Annotated in this window: 15 protein-coding genes, 1 tRNA gene and 1 pseudogene; 6 read left to right on the top strand and 11 right to left on the bottom strand. The window is 59.1% G+C overall.

Translation table 11 applies throughout. The features are described 5' to 3' along the window. Positions 1–42: 42 nt before the first annotated feature. From lpdA to HHJ16_RS03020, 3 genes and pseudogenes are all read left to right on the top strand, one after another. A complete protein-coding gene (gene lpdA / locus HHJ16_RS03030; protein ID WP_293640511.1) occupies positions 43–1,884 on the top strand; it encodes a dihydrolipoyl dehydrogenase in 1,842 nt (613 codons plus the stop codon). 331 nt (positions 1,885–2,215) lie between these two features. Then, positions 2,216–2,292 (top strand) — tRNA-Pro (locus HHJ16_RS03025). Positions 2,293–2,507: 215 nt separating this feature from the next. Continuing rightward, a pseudogene (locus tag HHJ16_RS03020) lies at positions 2,508–2,690 on the top strand (Arm DNA-binding domain-containing protein); the annotation flags it as partial. Between the two features lie 82 nt (positions 2,691–2,772). Here the strand turns inward: HHJ16_RS03020 and HHJ16_RS03015 are convergent. The 7 genes from HHJ16_RS03015 to HHJ16_RS02985 all read right to left on the bottom strand — a co-directional run bounded on the left by HHJ16_RS03015 (position 2,773) and on the right by HHJ16_RS02985 (position 9,027). Next, complete coding sequence (locus HHJ16_RS03015; RefSeq protein ID WP_293640510.1) at positions 2,773–3,147, bottom strand: VOC family protein; 375 nt, start codon at positions 3,145–3,147, stop codon at positions 2,773–2,775. A 32-nt stretch (positions 3,148–3,179) separates the two neighbouring features. Continuing rightward, positions 3,180–3,902, bottom strand: coding sequence for a YafY family protein (locus HHJ16_RS03010; RefSeq protein ID WP_293640509.1), 723 nt, complete (start codon positions 3,900–3,902; stop codon positions 3,180–3,182). 622 nt (positions 3,903–4,524) lie between these two features. Next, positions 4,525–5,802: an NAD(P)/FAD-dependent oxidoreductase gene (locus tag HHJ16_RS03005; RefSeq protein ID WP_293640508.1), complete on the bottom strand. Its 1,278-nt coding sequence runs from the start codon at positions 5,800–5,802 to the stop codon at positions 4,525–4,527. Next, the gene (locus HHJ16_RS03000) at positions 5,799–6,551 is read right to left on the bottom strand and encodes a hypothetical protein (protein ID WP_293640506.1); all 753 of its coding nucleotides are present in this window, start codon (positions 6,549–6,551) and stop codon (positions 5,799–5,801) included. Before HHJ16_RS03000 ends, HHJ16_RS03005 begins: the two co-directional genes overlap by 4 nt. Positions 6,552–6,573: 22 nt before the next feature. Continuing rightward, positions 6,574–7,632, bottom strand: coding sequence for a 3-oxoacyl-[acyl-carrier-protein] synthase III C-terminal domain-containing protein (locus HHJ16_RS02995; RefSeq protein WP_293640504.1), 1,059 nt, complete (start codon positions 7,630–7,632; stop codon positions 6,574–6,576). A 136-nt stretch (positions 7,633–7,768) separates the two neighbouring features. Continuing rightward, entirely contained in the window at positions 7,769–8,191 is a 423-nt protein-coding gene (locus tag HHJ16_RS02990) for an acyl-CoA thioesterase (protein WP_293640502.1), read from the bottom strand. Between the two features lie 53 nt (positions 8,192–8,244). Further along, positions 8,245–9,027, bottom strand: coding sequence for an SDR family oxidoreductase (locus HHJ16_RS02985; protein WP_293640501.1), 783 nt, complete (start codon positions 9,025–9,027; stop codon positions 8,245–8,247). Between the two features lie 121 nt (positions 9,028–9,148). Here HHJ16_RS02985 and HHJ16_RS02980 point away from each other — a divergent pair, with 121 nt between their 5' ends. From HHJ16_RS02980 to HHJ16_RS02970, 3 genes are all read left to right on the top strand, one after another. Then, a complete protein-coding gene (locus tag HHJ16_RS02980) occupies positions 9,149–10,834 on the top strand; it encodes an electron transfer flavoprotein-ubiquinone oxidoreductase (protein ID WP_293640500.1) in 1,686 nt (561 codons plus the stop codon). A 27-nt stretch (positions 10,835–10,861) separates the two neighbouring features. Continuing rightward, the gene (locus tag HHJ16_RS02975; RefSeq protein ID WP_293640499.1) at positions 10,862–11,107 is read left to right on the top strand and encodes a hypothetical protein; all 246 of its coding nucleotides are present in this window, start codon (positions 10,862–10,864) and stop codon (positions 11,105–11,107) included. A 181-nt stretch (positions 11,108–11,288) separates the two neighbouring features. Further along, positions 11,289–13,238, top strand: coding sequence for an acyl CoA:acetate/3-ketoacid CoA transferase (locus HHJ16_RS02970; RefSeq protein WP_293640497.1), 1,950 nt, complete (start codon positions 11,289–11,291; stop codon positions 13,236–13,238). A gap of 77 nt (positions 13,239–13,315) precedes the next feature. On the opposite strand, the gene egtD is transcribed toward HHJ16_RS02970, so the two are convergent. The 4 genes from egtD to gluQRS all read right to left on the bottom strand — a co-directional run bounded on the left by egtD (position 13,316) and on the right by gluQRS (position 17,199). Next, positions 13,316–14,341 (bottom strand): L-histidine N(alpha)-methyltransferase, encoded by a 1,026-nt coding sequence (egtD, locus tag HHJ16_RS02965; protein WP_293640496.1) that lies wholly within the window; start codon positions 14,339–14,341, stop codon positions 13,316–13,318. A 199-nt stretch (positions 14,342–14,540) separates the two neighbouring features. Beyond that, positions 14,541–15,437 carry an RluA family pseudouridine synthase gene (locus HHJ16_RS02960; protein WP_293640495.1) on the bottom strand — a complete coding sequence of 299 codons (897 nt, stop codon included), beginning with the start codon at positions 15,435–15,437 and terminating at the stop codon, positions 14,541–14,543. A gap of 47 nt (positions 15,438–15,484) precedes the next feature. Then, on the bottom strand, positions 15,485–16,225 hold the full coding sequence (gene trmB / locus HHJ16_RS02955; protein ID WP_293640494.1) for a tRNA (guanosine(46)-N7)-methyltransferase TrmB: 741 nt from the start codon (positions 16,223–16,225) through the stop codon (positions 15,485–15,487). Next, positions 16,222–17,199 carry a tRNA glutamyl-Q(34) synthetase GluQRS gene (gene gluQRS / locus HHJ16_RS02950; RefSeq protein ID WP_293640781.1) on the bottom strand — a complete coding sequence of 326 codons (978 nt, stop codon included), beginning with the start codon at positions 17,197–17,199 and terminating at the stop codon, positions 16,222–16,224. The genes trmB and gluQRS overlap by 4 nt, the downstream gene beginning before the upstream one ends. Positions 17,200–17,214 lie beyond the last annotated feature (15 nt).

Genomic DNA, 17,214 nt, shown 5'->3' with positions numbered 1-17,214 from the left:
TGGACCGATTGAAGTAGTTACCCTTAAATTGAAAGCTTCCTAATGAGCGCCTCCACAAGTCTGATCGAGATCAAGGTGCCGGACATCGGCGACTTCGACGAAGTCACCGTGATCGAGGTGCTGGTCAAGGCTGGCGACACCATCAAGGTCGAGCAAAGCCTCATCACGGTTGAGAGTGACAAGGCGTCGATGGAAATTCCCTCGTCGCAAGGGGGGGTGATCAAAGCGCTCAAGGTCAAGCTGGGTGACATGGTCAAGCAGGGCTCGGTGGTGCTGACGCTGGAAGTCACTGGTGCTGCAAGCGCGGCCCCAGTTGAAGAGTTAAAACAGGCGCCCGCCCACACAGCAACGGCGCAAGCAGCTATTAATACGGTAGTACCAGCGCCAGCAGCTGCGGCTAGCTTCAGCGGCACGATCGATCTGGACTGCGACGTGCTGGTGCTGGGCGCCGGCCCCGGTGGTTACTCCGCTGCATTCCGCGCGGCGGACCTGGGTCTGAAGGTCGTGCTGGTCGAGCGCTATGCTGCGCTGGGCGGTGTCTGTCTGAATGTCGGCTGCATTCCGTCCAAGGCTTTGCTGCACGTTGCCGCCGTGATGGACGAAGTCAAGCATTTTGCCAGCTTGGGCGTGAGCTTTGGTGCGCCCGCGTTGGACATGGGCAAGCTTCGGACGCACAAGGAAAAAGTCGTCGGCAAGCTGACGGGTGGGCTGGCGGCGATGGCCAAGATGCGCAAGGTGACGGTGGTGCGCGGTTATGGCGCCTTCGTCGGTGCCAACCATGTCGAGGTCGAAGAAACCACCGGCCCCTCACAGGAAAAAACGGGGAGCAAGAAAACGGTGGCGTTCAAGCGCTGCATCATCGCCGCGGGCTCCCAAGCCGTTCGCCTGCCTTTTATGCCCGAAGACCCGCGCGTGGTGGACTCCACCGGCGCATTGGAGCTGAAAGAAGTGCCGAAGCGGATGCTGATTCTGGGCGGTGGCATCATCGGCCTGGAAATGGGTACGGTCTATTCTTCCCTGGGCGCGCGGCTGGACGTGGTGGAAATGCTCGACGGCCTGATGCCGGGCGCGGACCGGGATCTGGTCAAAGTCTGGCAGAAGATGAACGCGCCGCGGTTTGACAACCTCATGCTGAATACCAAAACCGTAGGCGCCAAGGTCACGCCGGCGGGTATTGAAGTTACTTTTGAAGGCGAGGGCGCACCGGCGCCGCAAACCTACGACCTGGTTCTGCAGGCCGTGGGCCGCTCGCCAAACGGTAAAAAAATCAAAGCCGAGAAGGCCGGCGTGAACGTGACCGACAGGGGTTTTATCCCGGTGGACATCCAGATGCGCACCAACGTGCCGCATATTTTTGCCATTGGCGACATCATCGGCCAACCGATGCTGGCGCACAAGGCGGTGCACGAGGCGCATGTGGCCGCTGAAGTGATTGCCGGTGAATTAACGGGCAACAAGGAGCTGGCCAGCGCCGCCTTCAATGCCCGTGTCATTCCAAGCGTGGCTTATACCGACCCGGAAATAGCGTGGGTGGGCCTGACTGAAGACCAGGCAAAGGCGCAGGGGGTCAAAGTCAAGAAGGGTCTTTTTCCCTGGACCGCTTCCGGCCGCGCGATTGCCAACGGCCGTGACGAAGGCTTTACCAAGTTGTTGTTCGATGACTCGCCCGAGGTCCACGGCCACGGCAAAATATTGGGCGGTGGCATCGTTGGCACCCACGCTGGCGACATGATTGGTGAGATAGCGCTGGCGATTGAAATGGGTGCAGACGCGGTCGATATCGGACAAACGATTCATCCACATCCCACCTTGGGCGAGAGCATCGGCATGGCAGCGGAAGTAGCCCACGGAAGCTGCACCGACTTGCCGCCCGCAAGAAAATGAATCGTTTACCCTGGTTAAGCATCGCACCAAGCGGGCTACCCGGTAAAAAATGTAAAGCCCCAAAGACCTCTTCCCAACGCGATGAAGCGTTTTTTTTTGTAAAAGCCAAGCAAACAAGTCATCCGGCGTTTGCTTTGCCACCGCGTAGGTTCTCGAACAAGCCGCTCGAAAGTCCATTGTTCTAGTGAGGGGATAGCCAATAAAAATTAACTCGTCGAATTTTCAATTTTTCGGATTGGCGGCTCAAGCATCAAATGGCGCGCAGGGAGGAAGGGAAAAGTTTTCGGGGTTGCTTGGGTTTACCCTCCGGTCCGGTTACAATGCATGACTTCGGAGTGTGGCGCAGTCTGGTAGCGCACCTGGTTTGGGACCAGGGGGTCCAAGGTTCGAATCCTTGTACTCCGACCAACAATCTTTAAAAAAAGCTCACTTTGTGGGCTTTTTTTATTTCATCATGACATTAGCACCGAATTTGGCTGACGTTCGGTGAGGTTCGCCACAACGAGTTTCCCTAGGGAATAAGCGGGTTCACCATATGCCGGTGCTTTCCGTAACCCGCTCCGCTTTTCCTTCGCTTGGCTCCCAGCCTACACCTGGAAATCGGGGTTTCTCTAGGAGTCGTCATGGCCAAGATCAAGATCACCAAGTCCGCAGTCGATGCGGCACAACCCCAGGCGCAGCCCGTCGAACTGCGCGATACCCTGGTGCCCGGCTTCCTGTGCAAGATTACACCAGCAGGTCGCAAGGTGTTCATGCTCCAGTACCGCACCAATGCGGGCGAGCGGCGCAAGCCCGCTTTGGGCTTGTAAGGAGTGTTGATTTCCATCCAAAGTTGCCCCCCACGGGGTCAATTCTGGGTGGAATTCAACAGACAGTCGTCAATAGGTTCTAAGGCGTGGGTTTGGAAAAAACGTTCACCAAACTTCCATCGGGATCACGCAGGAGCAGGGAGCGATTCCCCCAAGGCATGACAGTGGCGGGCAGGACGATTTCTGCACCTGCAACACGCATACGCTCGCACACGGTATCCACGTCGTCCACCTGGAACTCCAGGATCGCAGACCGGTTGGCGGCAGCCGTTGCGGCTCCGGCGTTAAAGCGCTGAATCAGTTGCTCCGAGGAGATGGCCAAGACGGCCCCGTCGAAGCGCACTTCGGCAAAACCGTCGGCAAGGCGCACGGACTCAAGGCCCGACAGCTTTTGGTAAAACACGGCAAGGCGCTCGAACTCGTTGGTGACGAGGCGGATGGATGCGAATTTCATGATGAACTCCAAGGTAAAAAGAGAAGTTCAGCTTATCCCAGGTCACTGCCAAGTTCTGGCAGTATCAAACGATTAACTGCATGTTCGGAGCGTCGCCACTGCCTAAGAAGTGACTGTCGGTGCTTCGGGTACCGCACTTCCAGCAGATCGGCTTCGGCAATTCGGTCGGTGCGGAAGTTGCGTAAATCGCCCCGCAGTTCGCACCAACACATAAGCACGCGCGACTGGTCAAAGTACACCAGCGCGAATGGCCAAACCACACGTTGCGAGACTGCGCCTGAAGCGTCGCCGTAGGTGATCTGGAGTTTGCGTTCCTCACGTATCGCAACGCGCAGCAGGTCGGGGGCAATCGAATGACTCGAAGTCTTGTGTCCGGCACCCACGAGTAGCGCAGATTCTTGAAGTTCTCGCCGCAATTCAAGCGGCAATACGGCAGAGATTTTCGCAAGCGTGCTCAATGCGGCATTCGCCAAGGTCCGGTCGCCCCGGTCTGCCACCCACCGCATGCCCAGCACCAGCGCATCGAGTTCTTCAGACGCAAACATCAAGGGCGGAAGCATGAAACCAGGCTTCATGACGTAGCCGACACCAGGTTCCCCTTCAATGGCGGCACCCTGCGCTTGCAAACTGGCGATGTCCCGGTACAGCGTGCGAATGCTAACGCCGATTTCATCTGCCAAGACCTGTCCGCTCACGGGACGGCGATGGTTTCGCAAGACCTGCAAGAGGCTGAGAAGGCGTTCTGATCTGGACATACCAGAATCTTACTCACATCGCATGGATACCGCCAATTATTGGCAGTATGTACCGTACCTTTGTTGGGCGAATGGACTGTCCAGTCTTCGCAGTGGTTTTTTGAAAGGATATTTTTCACCTACGCCAAAGGCTCCCGAAGGAGCCTTTGGTGTGAAGCGCGAGCCAGCCTTAATCGAATCAGACGTGTTTGCGATAGCGGAACTGCGCATTCGCATCTTGGTGATCCGTCTTATGTCTTATGTATTGCTCACGTATGATTACGGAGGAGTCGACCGATGCCTTCATCCGTGTTGCCCGCCCTGGCACGCCAAGACCCGCAACCGCAAGGCTCCTATGTGGCCCCCAGCCTGCAAATCTACAGCAGGCTGAAGTCCCCAGGAAACACTCTAAACTGTTGCTCCATATAGGTTTTTTGCGTCATGTCTGTTATCAAAAAAGGCTTGACAGCGGACATTTTTTATGTCGCGCAGCAAAGATGGGCGCCTGCTTTCAGCGCTGCCACAACACCTTGCAGGTATGACTTATGTGTCGGTCGCCGCTGAATCAGTTGACTGGACTTGGACTTTCACCCGGGCGGTTGTCAAACCTTCGGGTGCTAACGACCACCCGCGAGGCCTTTAGTCAATGCGGCGTGGGGCTGGGTTTTGCACCTGACCCCGACGCCAACCAGGCGACGGTAGAGGGGTTGGGGGCGCAATGCACCTTGCCGCCCCATCGAGCGCCGTGCGTCAGCAGCGAGGGCCAGCGGCTTAGCAGCGCCAGCAATGGCGACGCCGCGTCGGGCCGCATGGCCAGGTGTGCAAAAGTCGCAGCCAGGCGAAGGCGCGGCGCAAAATGGCGGCGCCATTCGGCGGCGTAACGCTGGCGAACGCCATGCTGCCAAGTTGCGCAAGACAACACGCTGCCACGTTGCACAACTGGACCCAGGAGTTGCGCGCACAGCAACCACGCGGACTGCATCGCAATGCTCATGCCTTCGCCGATGATCGGGTGCGCCTCGCCCGACGCATTGCCGATCCGAAACACCGTGTCGCTACGGTGTAAGCGAATGCCGGGGTCAATCGGTCCCGAGGCCAACCACGCGCCTTCGCGCTGTGCGGTGTCGAACGCCTCGGCCACGCCGCGGCACTCGCGCTTCAGATAAGCCTCAACCACTTCACCGGCACTCAATCCTGGCGCCTCACGCCGACACGCTTCGAGCTTGTCTTCACGAACGCAGCAGGCCAGCGTGGTCACGCCATGATCCGCTACGACCATGCCGCCATAACCGCCCTTAAAAGAAAGTACCGGAAGCAGACCTTCAGGGAGCGTCGAGCCGTGAAAATTTGCCTTGAAGGCAAACAGGTCGCCGGGGCGACGGTCAAGACGCCGGGCGGCACGGGTCGACGGCAAATGCTCCCAAGAACCATGTGCGGCGATGAGGATAGGCGCATGAAGAGTGACCTCTTGATCTGACCCGACGGCGCGGATATTACAGCGATGGTCTCCTGTGTTTCCATCGAGCGCCTGGACTGACCACGGTTGTAGCACCGTGGCGCCTGAGGCTCTGGCTTCCTCAAGCAACAGCGTGTCGAGTGTTTCACGCCCGAGTGCTCGGCCCCACGCATGGCGTGAATGCTCGGCTGGAGGAAGATTAGCCATAACGACGCGCTCTCCCTGCATCAGGGCGACCCGGCGCAAATCGGGTCCCGCACTGGCGCCGAATGCGGCGCCGATGCCCAGTGCGTCGAGCAAGGGCAGATTACTGGCTGCAAGGCATTCACCACAGACCTTTCGGCGCGGAAAACGCTGCTTTTCAACCAGCGCGACCGACCAGCCGGCCCGTGCCAGCAGGATTGCGGCGGTCGAACCTGCCGGCCCTGCGCCGATGATGATGGCGTCAAAACGCGTGAGCATCATGGTGGGGTAGCCCCGTCAATTTCGATTCGTTCGGCCCGAAAACAATGGCTGAACAGGCCGGCCGAATATTCGTTCAGCGTCCAGGCCGCCTTACGCGCCGGCCACAGCGCACTGATTTCCTGATCCCGAAACCCCGCATGGACGCTTAGCACCGCATCTTGGCGCGTCACCGAATTGGCGCCGATCGCACCGATCAAGTGGCTGCCCACCAACGCCAGCGGGGCGCGCCGCGGCTCGCAGGCGAAGAAATGCTCCGTGCGCGACTCAATCGCAACCAGCAGCGACGCCAGCGGTGGGTTCTCAAAATGGTGCAGGAAAAGATTCGACACAATGACGTCCCAACATGCAGAGGCACTGCGTCCAGGCTGCGGCGCCTCATCGCTTGCTGCCCACACAAACACGTCCATCACCTGTGAAACGGCAGTCCAGCCCAGATCGGCATAGTGAGCGACGGTGGCGCAGCCGACCAGTGCCTGGCGATCAAGCAGCATCAACTCGACCCTCGGGCACGCGCCCTTGAGTGCGCGCGCAACGCCGAGCATCAGGCTGCCATCCCCGGCACCGAGTTCCAATATCCGGAGCGGCGAATGGGTGGTGCGGGCCGTTGACATTCGACGCAGCGCCTGCGTCACCATAGCGCGCGTTCCCATCATGCGGTGAACGCGCTGAAGGTCGCGGCGCGACCGCATTGCGGCCGGATCGTTTTCTGCCAGACCGTCCAGCGTCTCAGCGGCAACAACCCGAGGCATCATCGCGCCAAAACCCTGCTCATCATTGCACCTCAAGCAAGGCGCCGTGGCAGCTGAAGCCAGCGCCGAACGCCGACAGCCACCACCAGCCGCCCGGTGCATCCTCTGCGAGGGCGGCCTGGAGTACAAAGTAGACGAATGCACTGGAGAGATTGCCGTACTCACGCAGCATGGCCGCGCTGTAGCGCAAGTCGTCGGGCTGCAGGTCGAAGCGGCGCTGCAGCGCAAGCAACACGTCGCGTCCGCCCGCGTGCATGATCCAGGCGCTTATGTCGGTGCGGGTCAGGCCAGCGCGTTGCAGAACCGTTTCGAGCACGCGCTGCGCATAGTCGGCCGCCAGCGCCGGCACCTCCCGTGTCAGGACGTTGCGCAGCATACCGGCGCGCTGCTCGAACTTCAAAGCGTCGCGGTGCGCCGGCTCGATCAGAGAGGTGCTGTCTTTCCACTCTATCCGCCGATTGGTCTTGCCCGCCTTGCACGACAAAACTGCCGCACCGGCACCGTCTCCGAAAAGGCAGGCGCTGATCAGCACCCCCGGATCGTTGTCGAGGTACATCGCGGCACTGCTCACCTCGACGCAGACCGACAGAACATGCTCGCAGGCCCCTGATGTGAGCAGGGATCGTCCGAGCTGCAGGTTGGGCAACGCGGCGGCGCAGCCTTGGCCCACGAGATCGAAAGCCTGGACATCGGCGCGCAGACCAAGGCGTTCGACCACGTGGCCAGACAGGCCTGGACACACATAACCGGTGCAGGTGCTGATGACCACCGCGTCAATTTCATGCGCGGCGAGCCCGGCATGGACCAGCGCGCGTTCGGCCGCCTTGGCTGCCAGCACCGGCGCGTGATTGAGAAAGCGTCTGGAAAGGGTATCGGGGTCAATGCAAAAAACGTCGTCCAGCGAATCAATAGCAAGCCGGCGCGCTTCAATGCCGTTGTCACGCTGCAAAACGGTTCGAGCGACGAAATGCGAGCGCGCATCAAGCCGCGCATACCAGCTGGAATTCTGAAACGCCTCCAGACATTCGGCTTTCGTGTAGCGTGCAGGGGGAGTGGCGGTGCCAATTCCGAGGAAAAACATTGGGGGAGCGAGCCTTGTTGACAGACAGCTCCGCAGAATACGACTTTTCAGTTTCCAAGGGGGCGCCCATTCAGTGCTTCACGCGTAGGACAGTGCCGCAACGTTACGAGCAGCTTCCTGCCCCTTCCCATTGAACTCAGCCCGCGACCACCTGGCGCACCCAGTCCGGCAAGGTCTTGGCTTTTTGCGCCGGAAAGTCAACCCAGATCGTGGTGGCACCGCCCGCTGCGCAAATCACGCCGGGCTGGTCCAGCCGTTCCATGGTGCCCCAGGTTTCAAAGGTGGTGCGGCCCGGGTCGCTCACATACATCCGGGTCAGTACGTCACCGGGGTACTCGATCTGTTTGTAGAAATTGCAGAAGGCATTGACGATCACCGGCCCTTCGCCTTGCGGATCTGGCTTGCAGCCGATGGAGGACATCCAATCAATGCGGACGATTTCGAGATAGCGGAAGTAGCTGCCGTTGTTAAGGTGGCCCATCGCATCCATGTCGCCCCAGCGGATCGGAATGCGCATCTCATAGACCAGCTTTTTATTTTCGGGAATTTCAATTTTCATGATTCAAGGGCTGGTAAGGAGGTGGCCGATGGCTTTCCTGGCGGGGATACCACTCAGGCGCCAAAGCCATCATCGGCCGCAATGACGGCACCGTTGACGAAATGACTTTCTCCGCTGGCCAGCATGACCATCAACGCGTCCAGGTCTTCAGGCTTGCCAACGCGCTTGCGCGGCAACATTTGAACCAGTTTTTTGCCTTGGTCCGTCTCCCAATGGTGGTGGTTGATCTCGGTGTCTATGTAGCCAGGACAAATCGCATTGACGTTGATGCCGAATTTTCCCCACTCCAGCGCCATGGCTCGGGTCATTTGCACCACAGCGGCTTTGCTCATGCAGTAGACGCCAATTTGCGGCAACACGCGCAGGCCCGCCATCGATGCGATGTTGATGATGCGGCCCCCCGCGTAAGCGCCCGGCGCCGCCCCCTTGGCACGAGCCAGCATGCGCTTGGCTACTTCCTGAGCAACAAAGAATGAACCTTTTACATTGGTGTTGAAAATGAAGTCGTAGTCCTCTTCCGTCACATCCTGGAGCCGCTGCGTCGTGCTCACACCGGAATTGTTGACCAGAATATCGATCGGTCCCACCTCGGTTTCGGCATGGGCGACGCCAGCCTTGATGCTGGCATGATCCGTCACGTCAAGCTGCACAACATGCGCGGCGCCCCCGTCGGCTTCAATCTGTGCGCGCAATTCTTTTAACTTGTCAATTCTGCGGCTTGCCAGCACCACGGCGGCACCTGCACGACTGAGAGTTTTTGCAAACTGCGCACCCAGGCCGCCGGAAGCCCCAGTTACCAGGGCGACCCGCCCCGAAAGATCAATGCTGTAGGCCATTTAAGACTCCTCTGACTATAAATATACAAAAGGGAACCCCCGTCCGGGGCTATGCATTCGCGACATAGAATCAGCCGCGAGACAGATAACATTCCTGAACTTCATTATCAGCGAGCCCTCAATGAACACCCAAGAAATTCTGACCCAGTTTGGTCCCCGCGAAACAATGGAATATGACGTTGTGGTGGTGGGCGGTGGCCCCGGTGGTCTTGCCACGGCGATTCGCCTCAAGCAATTGGCGGCTGAGAACGGCAAGGACGTTTCTGTGGTCGTGCTGGAAAAAGGCTCTGAGCCTGGAGCGCACATTCTTTCGGGCGCAGTGATGGACCCTGGCGCTCTGACAGAACTGATTCCCGACTGGAAAGCGCTTGGTGCCCCGCTTAATCAGCCGGTTACCAGTGACGAAGTCTTGTTCCTCAGCGAAACAGGGACGGTCAAAACGCCCGCCTTTCTAGTGCCCGACTGCTTTCATAACGACGGTAACTACGTTATCAGTTTGGGTAACCTGGTGCGCTGGCTGGCGCAACAGGCCGAAAACCTCGGGGTGGAAATTTTTCCGGGCTTTGCAGCCGCGGAAGTGCTGTACAACGACAACGGGTCGGTCAAGGGGGTGGCCACCGGCAACCTCGGTATTGGCAAAGACGGCGAGCCAACCGACCATTTCCAACTGGGCATGGAGCTGCATGGAAAATACACCGTGTTCGCCGAAGGCGCGCGCGGTCAGTTGGGCCGTCAGTTGATTGATCGCTTTAAGCTCGACGAAGGCAAGGACCCGCAGGCTTATGCCCTGGGTGTGAAAGAGCTGTGGGAAATTGACCCGGCCAAGCATAAACCGGGCTTGGTGGTCCACACGGCCGGATGGCCCATGGACCGCCAAACCTACGGTGGCGGCTTTATGTACCACCTGGAAGACAACAAAGTCACGTTGGGTTTCGTGACCGGACTGGACTACAGCAACCCCTACCTCAGCCCGTTTGAAGAAATGCAGCGCTGGAAGACCCACCCCAGCATCAAGGCGTATCTGGAGGGCGGCAAGCGCATCAGCTACGGTGCGCGGGCTCTCACGGCCGGTGGCGCATTGAGTTTGCCAAAAACCGTGTTTCCTGGTGGGGCGCTTATCGGCTGTGAAGCGGGTTACCTGAACGCCGCCCGTATAAAGGGTAGCCACGCAGCCATCAAGTCCGGCATGCTCGCTGCAGATGCAGCCTACGCTGCGGTGACCGCCGGCCGCCAGCACGACGAACTCACCGCCTACCCCGAGGCCTATGCCAAAAGCTGGCTGGCCCAAGAACTGGACCAGTCGCGCAACTTCAAGGCTTGGTTCAAAAAGGGCTTGTACATGGGCACACTCATGACGGGCGTCGAGCATTGGCTGCTGCCCAAGTTTGGCATTAAGAGTCCGCCTTGGACCATTCATCGCACGAAGCCCGATTATGCGATGCTGAAACTTGCGTCGCAATGCACGCCCATCGTCTACCCCAAGCCGGACAACAAGATCACCTTTGATCGTTTGAGTTCCGTGTTTGTATCCAACACCAACCACGAAGAAAATCAGCCCGCGCACCTCACGCTGAAGGACGCCAGCGTTCCGGTGAACGTCAATCTCGCCAAGTATGCGGGCCCCGAAAGCCTTTACTGCCCGGCCGGTGTGTATGAGTATGTCAAGAACCCCGACAACACCGATCGCCTGCAGATCAATGCGCAGAACTGCGTGCACTGCAAAACCTGCGACATCAAAGATCCTACCCAAAATATCGTGTGGGTTGCCCCGGAGGGCGGTGGTGGACCGAATTACAGCGGGATGTAGATCGGTTAAGCAAGTTGCTGAACAGGCGTGAATAAATCGTCAGCCCTGCAGTTGCTCGGACTGACGCTGCCCAGTCCGGCCTATCTATTTGGCGCCCTGCTGTTTGGCATCATTGGCTTTGCGGCGTATCGATACGGCAAGCGAGCCGGGCGCAACCTTGTCAAATGGCTTGGCGTAGCGTTGATGTTTTACCCCTACGCCATCTCACAGACTTGGTTGTTGTATGTTGTCGGAACAGTCCTCTGCATGGGGCTGTTCATCGATCGCGTTTAAGTTGATGTCCCAGCGCCGTGGACCAGAAGGGGCGCTCAGGCCGGGGTTCTAATCAAGTCGTTGAACTGAGAGGATAAGTGAACGCCCGCCCCTGAAAAAGGGGGAGCAGGTTTCCCCGGTAACAAAAGTCAGCTTGTCGGCGGATGATGGAAGTCTTCGATCCGCAGCTGCAGAGGCCCACATGCATACCCAATTCACCGATTCGACCCAACACGGCGCGCAGCGCAACAAGGTGGTGAGTGCCGCCGACGCCATTCGATTGATTCACGACGGTGACACCGTGGCCACCGGGGGCTTTGTGGGCATCGGTTTTGCCGAGACGATTGCGGTGGCGCTCGAGCAGCGCTTTCTGGATACGCTGGCCGAAACCGGTACCGGTGCGCCGCGCAACCTGACCCTGGTCTACGCGGCCGGACAGGGCGATGGCGCCACACGCGGCCTCAACCATCTAGGGCATCCGGGCATGGTCAAACGCGTGGTGGGCGGGCACTGGGGGCTGGTGCCGACGCTGCAGAAACTCGCTGTGGAGAATCAGATCGAGGCCTATAACTTGCCACAGGGCGTGATCACTCACCTGTTTCGGGATATCGCGGCAGGGAAGCCTGGCACGCTGACACACGTTGGCTTGGATACGTTTGTCGATCCCCGTTGGGGCGGCGGCAAGATCAACGCTCGCACCACCGAGGATTTGGTTCGCCTGATGGAGATCGACGGCCGCGAATACCTGTTTTACAAAGCCTTTCCAGTGTCGGTCGGCATCATTCGAGCCACTACTGCAGATCCCGACGGCAACCTGAGCATGGAACGCGAGGCTTTGACGCTTGAGGCGCTGGCAATCGCCATGGCCGCGCGAAATTCTGGCGGCATCGTCATCGCTCAAGTCGAACGCATCGCCGAGCGTGGCACTTTGCATCCGCGTCTGGTCAAGGTGCCTGGTGTACTGGTCGATGCAGTGGTGGTCGCCACTGAACCGGCCCACCACATGCAAACCTTTTCGGAGCAGTACAACCCCGCTTATTCGGGTGAGATACGGGTGCCAATCGATTCGCTGCCGGTCATCGGTTTGAGCGAACGCAAGGTGATTGCCCGGCGTGCGGCGATGGAGTTGCGCGCCAACAGTGTCATCAATCTGGGCATCGGCATGCCCGAAGGCGTGGCCAGCGTAGCCGCGGAGGAGCAGATTATCGATCTGCTCACGCTGACAGCGGAGCCTGGCGTGATCGGGGGCATTCCGGCCAGCGGCATGAGTTTTGGAGCGGCCGTCAATGCCCAGGCGGTGATTGACCAGCCTAGCCAGTTCGACTTCTACGACGGTGGCGGGCTGGATTTGGCCGTGCTGGGTCTGGCCCAGGCTGACGCCGAGGGAAACCTCAATGTCAGCCGCTTCGGCCCCCGTCTGGCCGGTGCGGGCGGTTTCATCAACATCAGCCAAAACGCCAAATCAGTGTTGTTCGTCGGAACCTTTACAGCGGGGGATCTTGATGCACGGCTGCAAGACGGGCGTCTGCAGATTCACCGTGAGGGCACTACCCGTAAATTTGTGAAGGCCGTGGAGCACCGTACTTTCAGCGGTCGCGAAGCCTGTAAACGTGGTCAGCGTGTGTTGTACATCACCGAGCGCTGCGTGTTTCAGTTGCGGCCACAAGGCGAGCAGGGCAGTCTGGAATTGATCGAAATTGCGCCGGGCATCAACCTCGAGCGCGATGTACTGGCGCAGATGGACTTTATGCCGTTGATCAGCCCACAGCTCCGGCTGATGGACGCCGCCTTATTTGCCAGTGAGACCATCGGCCTGCGCGAGCGTCTGCTGGCCACGCCGCTGGCGCAACGTTTCGAACTCGATCGCAAGCATGGGCTGCTGTTCATCAATTTCGAGGGGCTGGTGGTGGATCGTTCCTCCGACATTGCGGAGATCCAACAGCACCTGACAGCCCTTCTCGAGCCGCTCGGCGAACGGGTCGCGGTGGTGGTCAATTACGACAGCTGCAGCGTGCTGCCGCAGCTGATCGACGAGTACTCGGCCATGGTCGGACGCCTGACCGAGCGCTATTACAGCCGCGTGACGCGCTATGGCACCGGCGGTTTCCTCAAGGCCCGGTTGGCGGCCTCCACTTCAGGGCAAGATGAATGAGCGTTTGGGGCGCGCTGTTGTAGTGCCGGGCTTTTCTGTCGTCAGCAGTGTGCTTGACTAACCGCCTTTGCGGTGCCTTAAACAGCGGCCCAGAAAACGGCAAACCAGTGCGCTGGATCACTCCAGTGTTTGACGTCCCTGAAGCCGGCCTGCCGCAGCAAGGCCGTCATGGTCTCCAGCGTGTATTTGTAAGAGCTTTCGGTGTGGATGCGCTCGCCCGCCTTGAACTGGCGCACGTGGCCTGGCCAGTTCACAGTGAGGTCCTGCGTCGCCTCCAGATGCATTTCAATGCGTGACTGCACGGTGTTGAACAACGCCACATGACGCCACTGGTGAACCTCAAAGTTCGCATCCAGCAGCTCATTGACGTTAAGCAGCAAGTTCTTGTTGAACGCCGCTGTGACGCCCAATGCATCGTCGTAAGCAGCTTCCAGCGTGCTGACGTCCTTCACCAGATCAATGCCTAGCAGCAGGCCGCGCGCCTTGCCTTGCGACGAGTCAGCCATGTGCTGCAAAAACTGTAAAGCTTGGGGAGGCTGAAAGTTGCCAAGGCTTGAACCCGGATAGAAAAACACCCGGTCATGGCTTTGAACCTCGTCTGGCAAGGTCAGTCCCGCTGAAAAGTCCATACCCAAGCCGACGATTTCGAGCGCAGGAAAACTCTTTTGCACTTGGTCGGCTGCGTCCCTCAAAAAGTCCACCGAGATATCGACGGGCACATACTGGCGCGGTTGCAGGTGGGGAATCAGCGTCATCGCCTTGGCGCAATTGCCCGCGCCCAGGTCAATCAGGCACGGCTTTTGGATGCCGTTTTCTACCAGCGTTGCAGCGATTTGCGGATAAAAAGCCGCAAAAATACTGGCCTCGGTTCGGGTGGGGTAGTACTCGCGCAGACCCGTAATCGCCTCAAACAGTTTGGAGCCCAGCGCGTTGTAAAAAAATTTGGGCGACACGATTGAGGGGGTCGCCAGCAGTCCTTCCGTCAACTCCCGCACGGCGCTGGGGGTGTCTCCAGCAGACGATTCTCGGTAGAGATTGATGAACTGCGGCGAGGGCTGCGCCGTCGCGATTGGACGGCCGGGAATTTTTACGGAGGTGTTCAAGATCGATTTACCTGCGATAGAGATAGAAAAATAGAGGACAGACTGATTTGTAAAGCAGTTTGACTTTTGCAGTTTATGCAACTGTATAGTTTTGATCGCGGTGAGGCCGGAGTCCCCTCGAATTAGCGGGACAAAAGTGCAACAAAACGCGGTTGGGCATTGAACGCTTGGGGCTGGGCTGGGCTGGACAGGACTTCGTTCAGCCCAACGATAAGCGGAAGCGGCTTTCAAAGTGCCGGGGCTGTCCGGTCACTGGATCCGTGAAGGCAAGGGACTTCGCCAGCAATTGCAGGGGATGGGAAAAGTCGTCATCCGGCGTCGGGCTTATCGGAGGGTATATCCGGTCATTGAAGATCGGCAGGTCGAGCGCATTCATATGCACGCGCAACTGGTGCTTTTTTCCGGTGACCGGGCGTAACGCGTAACGCGCCCGGTCGCCGCTTACTTCCAGGACTTCTAAATAAGTTTCGCTGTTGGGTTCTCCCGGCGCTTCGCATTGCCGGAAGAACGGCTCGCCCTGCACAATCCGGCTTTTTCGCGTGATCGGAAAGACGATGTCCGGGCGCCAGGGCGCAATGGCTTCGTAATGTTTGGTGACTTCGTGCCGCCTGAACAAGGATTGATAGGCGTCGCGCTCGGCAGGATTGATTGAAAAAAGTACCAGTCCTGCCGTTTCGCGGTCGATACGGTGAATCGGTATCAAATGGTTTAGCGCCTGGCTGTTTTTGAGTCGTACCAGCAATGTTTCCTGCAGGTAGTGGCCCGACGGCGTGACCGGCAAAAAGTGCGGTTTGTCAGCCACCAGCAGATGCTCGTCCTGAAACAGCACGGTGGCTTCAAATGGCAGGTGCGATTCTTCGCTGATCGCCCGGTAGTAGTACACGCGAATGTGGCCGCGGTAAGCGCGCTCCGGCGTGACGGCTGCGCCAAATTCATCGGCAACCAGACCCGCCTGCATGCGCTCAAGCCAGACCTCTTGCGTGATGGCCGGAAAGCGGTGAATCAAAAAATCGGTAATGGTGGGCCAATGGCCTGCTGGCAAACCGACGCAACTGGGGCTGACCCCAAAGCGGGTTGGCAAGCCTCCGTGAATCATTCAGCCCTCATCTTGCTGCTTTGCGTTGCACGGGACCTTCTCTCAGGTTACACACGCGTGAACACCAGATCCCAGACCCCATGCCCGAGTTTGATGCCGCGGTTTTCGAACTTGGTGAGGGGCCTGTAATCGGGTTTGAGCGCGTAGCCGCCGGGCGCAGCGCCTGCTTTATTTTTAAGCAAAGGCTCTGCACTCAGTACTTCAAGGATTTGCTCGGCGTATGGCTGCCAGTCGGTGGCGCAATGGAGGTAGCCGCCGAGTTCGAGGCGAGCGGCAAGCTTGGCAATCAGCGGCGGCTGAATCAGACGGCGCTTGTTGTGTTTCTTTTTGTGCCATGGATCTGGAAAAAAGATGTGTGCACCCGCCAGACTGCCGAGCGGGAGCATGGTGTCGATCACTTCCACGGCATCGTGCTGCACGATGCGAATGTTGCCCAGCCCTTGCGCCTCGATGCGTTTCAGCAGCGCTCCCACGCCGGGCGTATGCACCTCGCAGCAGAGGAAGTTTTTTTCCGGCATCAAGGCGGCAATATGCGCGGTGGCTTCGCCCATGCCGAAGCCGATTTCCAGGATGGTCGGCGCGCTGCGGGCGTAAACGGCGGTAAAGTCAATCGGCGCCGCCGTGTAAGGCAGCAAAAAGCGGGGTCCGACATCAGTGAAGGCCTTGGCCTGGCCGATAGTGGTCCGGCCCGTGCGTCTGACAAAACTGCGAATGTTGCGTGGATAGCTCACGTCGCTGGGAGCGCTTGCCGGCGCGGCGGAGGATTTGGGGGAGGGGGTTTCAATCACGCTGTGATTTTAGTGTGCCTGCTTGCCCACAGCGGCACGGCCCGTTGCAGCCACTCGCCCGGTGTGCCGGCGCTGACCTGGCCAAGGCCCAATGATTGGCCCGCCTCCTGGAGTCGCGTCAGCGGCTGGCGGGCGTCCAGCGCCTGCGCGCCGTTTTGCTTGGAGAGCTTTTCGCCGTTCATACCCCGCACCAGCGGCGTGTGAAGGTAGCGCGGCGTGGGCAGTCCCAGCGCGCGCTGCAGCAGGATTTGACGGGCGGTGTTATCCGCCAGATCCTGGCCACGCACGATGTCTGTAATGCCTTGCGCGTTGTCGTCTACCACCACGGCCAACTGGTAGGCCCAAAAGCTGCCCGCCCGCTTAAGCACAAAGTCCCCGACTTCACGGCTGACGTTCTGCGTTTGAACGCCCAGCAGCCGGTCGTGCCATACGACCTGTTCGGAGTCTGAGGCCATTGCCATCCCATTGATATCCGCCGTTGATTCGATAGCTTCAGGTGATCGTATCGCTTGGAATACAGGAAAAGTTTGTTCGTCACTTGTAGTGGAAAACCGCCAGGTGCGCGCGGCATGGCCGTTCAAGCCGTGCCGACAGGTGCCCGGATACACCCGTTCACCTTGACGTTTCCTCGGTTGTCCGGAGGCGGCCAGCGCCTGTTCGATGTCGTGTCGTGTACAGCCGCAGGGGTAGGCTAAACCTTGCCTCACGAGTTGCGCAAGCGCTCGCTGGTACAAGGCGCTTCGCTGAGACTGATAAACCGCCGGCTCGTCCGGCACCAAACCGCAGGCGGCCAGTTGATCAAGAATAATTTGGGCGGCACCAGGCACGCAACGTGGAACATCCACATCCTCAATACGTACCAACCAGAGGCCGCCATACGCCCGAGCATCCAGCCAACTTGCCACCGCAGCGACCAGTGAGCCGGCATGAAGTGGGCCGGTCGGCGAGGGCGCGAACCTGCCCCGGTAAGGAATGCACGCCACGCCCGC

This window comes from Polaromonas sp. (assembly GCF_012927485.1).
Taxonomy (GTDB): Bacteria; Pseudomonadota; Gammaproteobacteria; order Burkholderiales; family Burkholderiaceae_C; genus Polaromonas.
This window is presented reverse-complemented; position numbering and strand designations above follow the sequence as displayed.

Coding starts and splice junctions, on each gene's coding strand:
- lpdA (WP_293640511.1), top strand. CDS start 43: ATGAGCGCCTCCACAAGTCTGATCGAGATCAAGGTGCCGGACATCGGC.
- HHJ16_RS03015 (WP_293640510.1), bottom strand. CDS start 3,147: ATGAAATTCGCATCCATCCGCCTCGTCACCAACGAGTTCGAGCGCCTT.
- HHJ16_RS03010 (WP_293640509.1), bottom strand. CDS start 3,902: ATGTCCAGATCAGAACGCCTTCTCAGCCTCTTGCAGGTCTTGCGAAAC.
- HHJ16_RS03005 (WP_293640508.1), bottom strand. CDS start 5,802: ATGATGCTCACGCGTTTTGACGCCATCATCATCGGCGCAGGGCCGGCA.
- HHJ16_RS03000 (WP_293640506.1), bottom strand. CDS start 6,551: ATGCCTCGGGTTGTTGCCGCTGAGACGCTGGACGGTCTGGCAGAAAAC.
- HHJ16_RS02995 (WP_293640504.1), bottom strand. CDS start 7,632: ATGTTTTTCCTCGGAATTGGCACCGCCACTCCCCCTGCACGCTACACG.
- HHJ16_RS02990 (WP_293640502.1), bottom strand. CDS start 8,191: ATGAAAATTGAAATTCCCGAAAATAAAAAGCTGGTCTATGAGATGCGC.
- HHJ16_RS02985 (WP_293640501.1), bottom strand. CDS start 9,027: ATGGCCTACAGCATTGATCTTTCGGGGCGGGTCGCCCTGGTAACTGGG.
- HHJ16_RS02980 (WP_293640500.1), top strand. CDS start 9,149: ATGAACACCCAAGAAATTCTGACCCAGTTTGGTCCCCGCGAAACAATG.
- HHJ16_RS02970 (WP_293640497.1), top strand. CDS start 11,289: ATGCATACCCAATTCACCGATTCGACCCAACACGGCGCGCAGCGCAAC.
- HHJ16_RS02960 (WP_293640495.1), bottom strand. CDS start 15,437: ATGATTCACGGAGGCTTGCCAACCCGCTTTGGGGTCAGCCCCAGTTGC.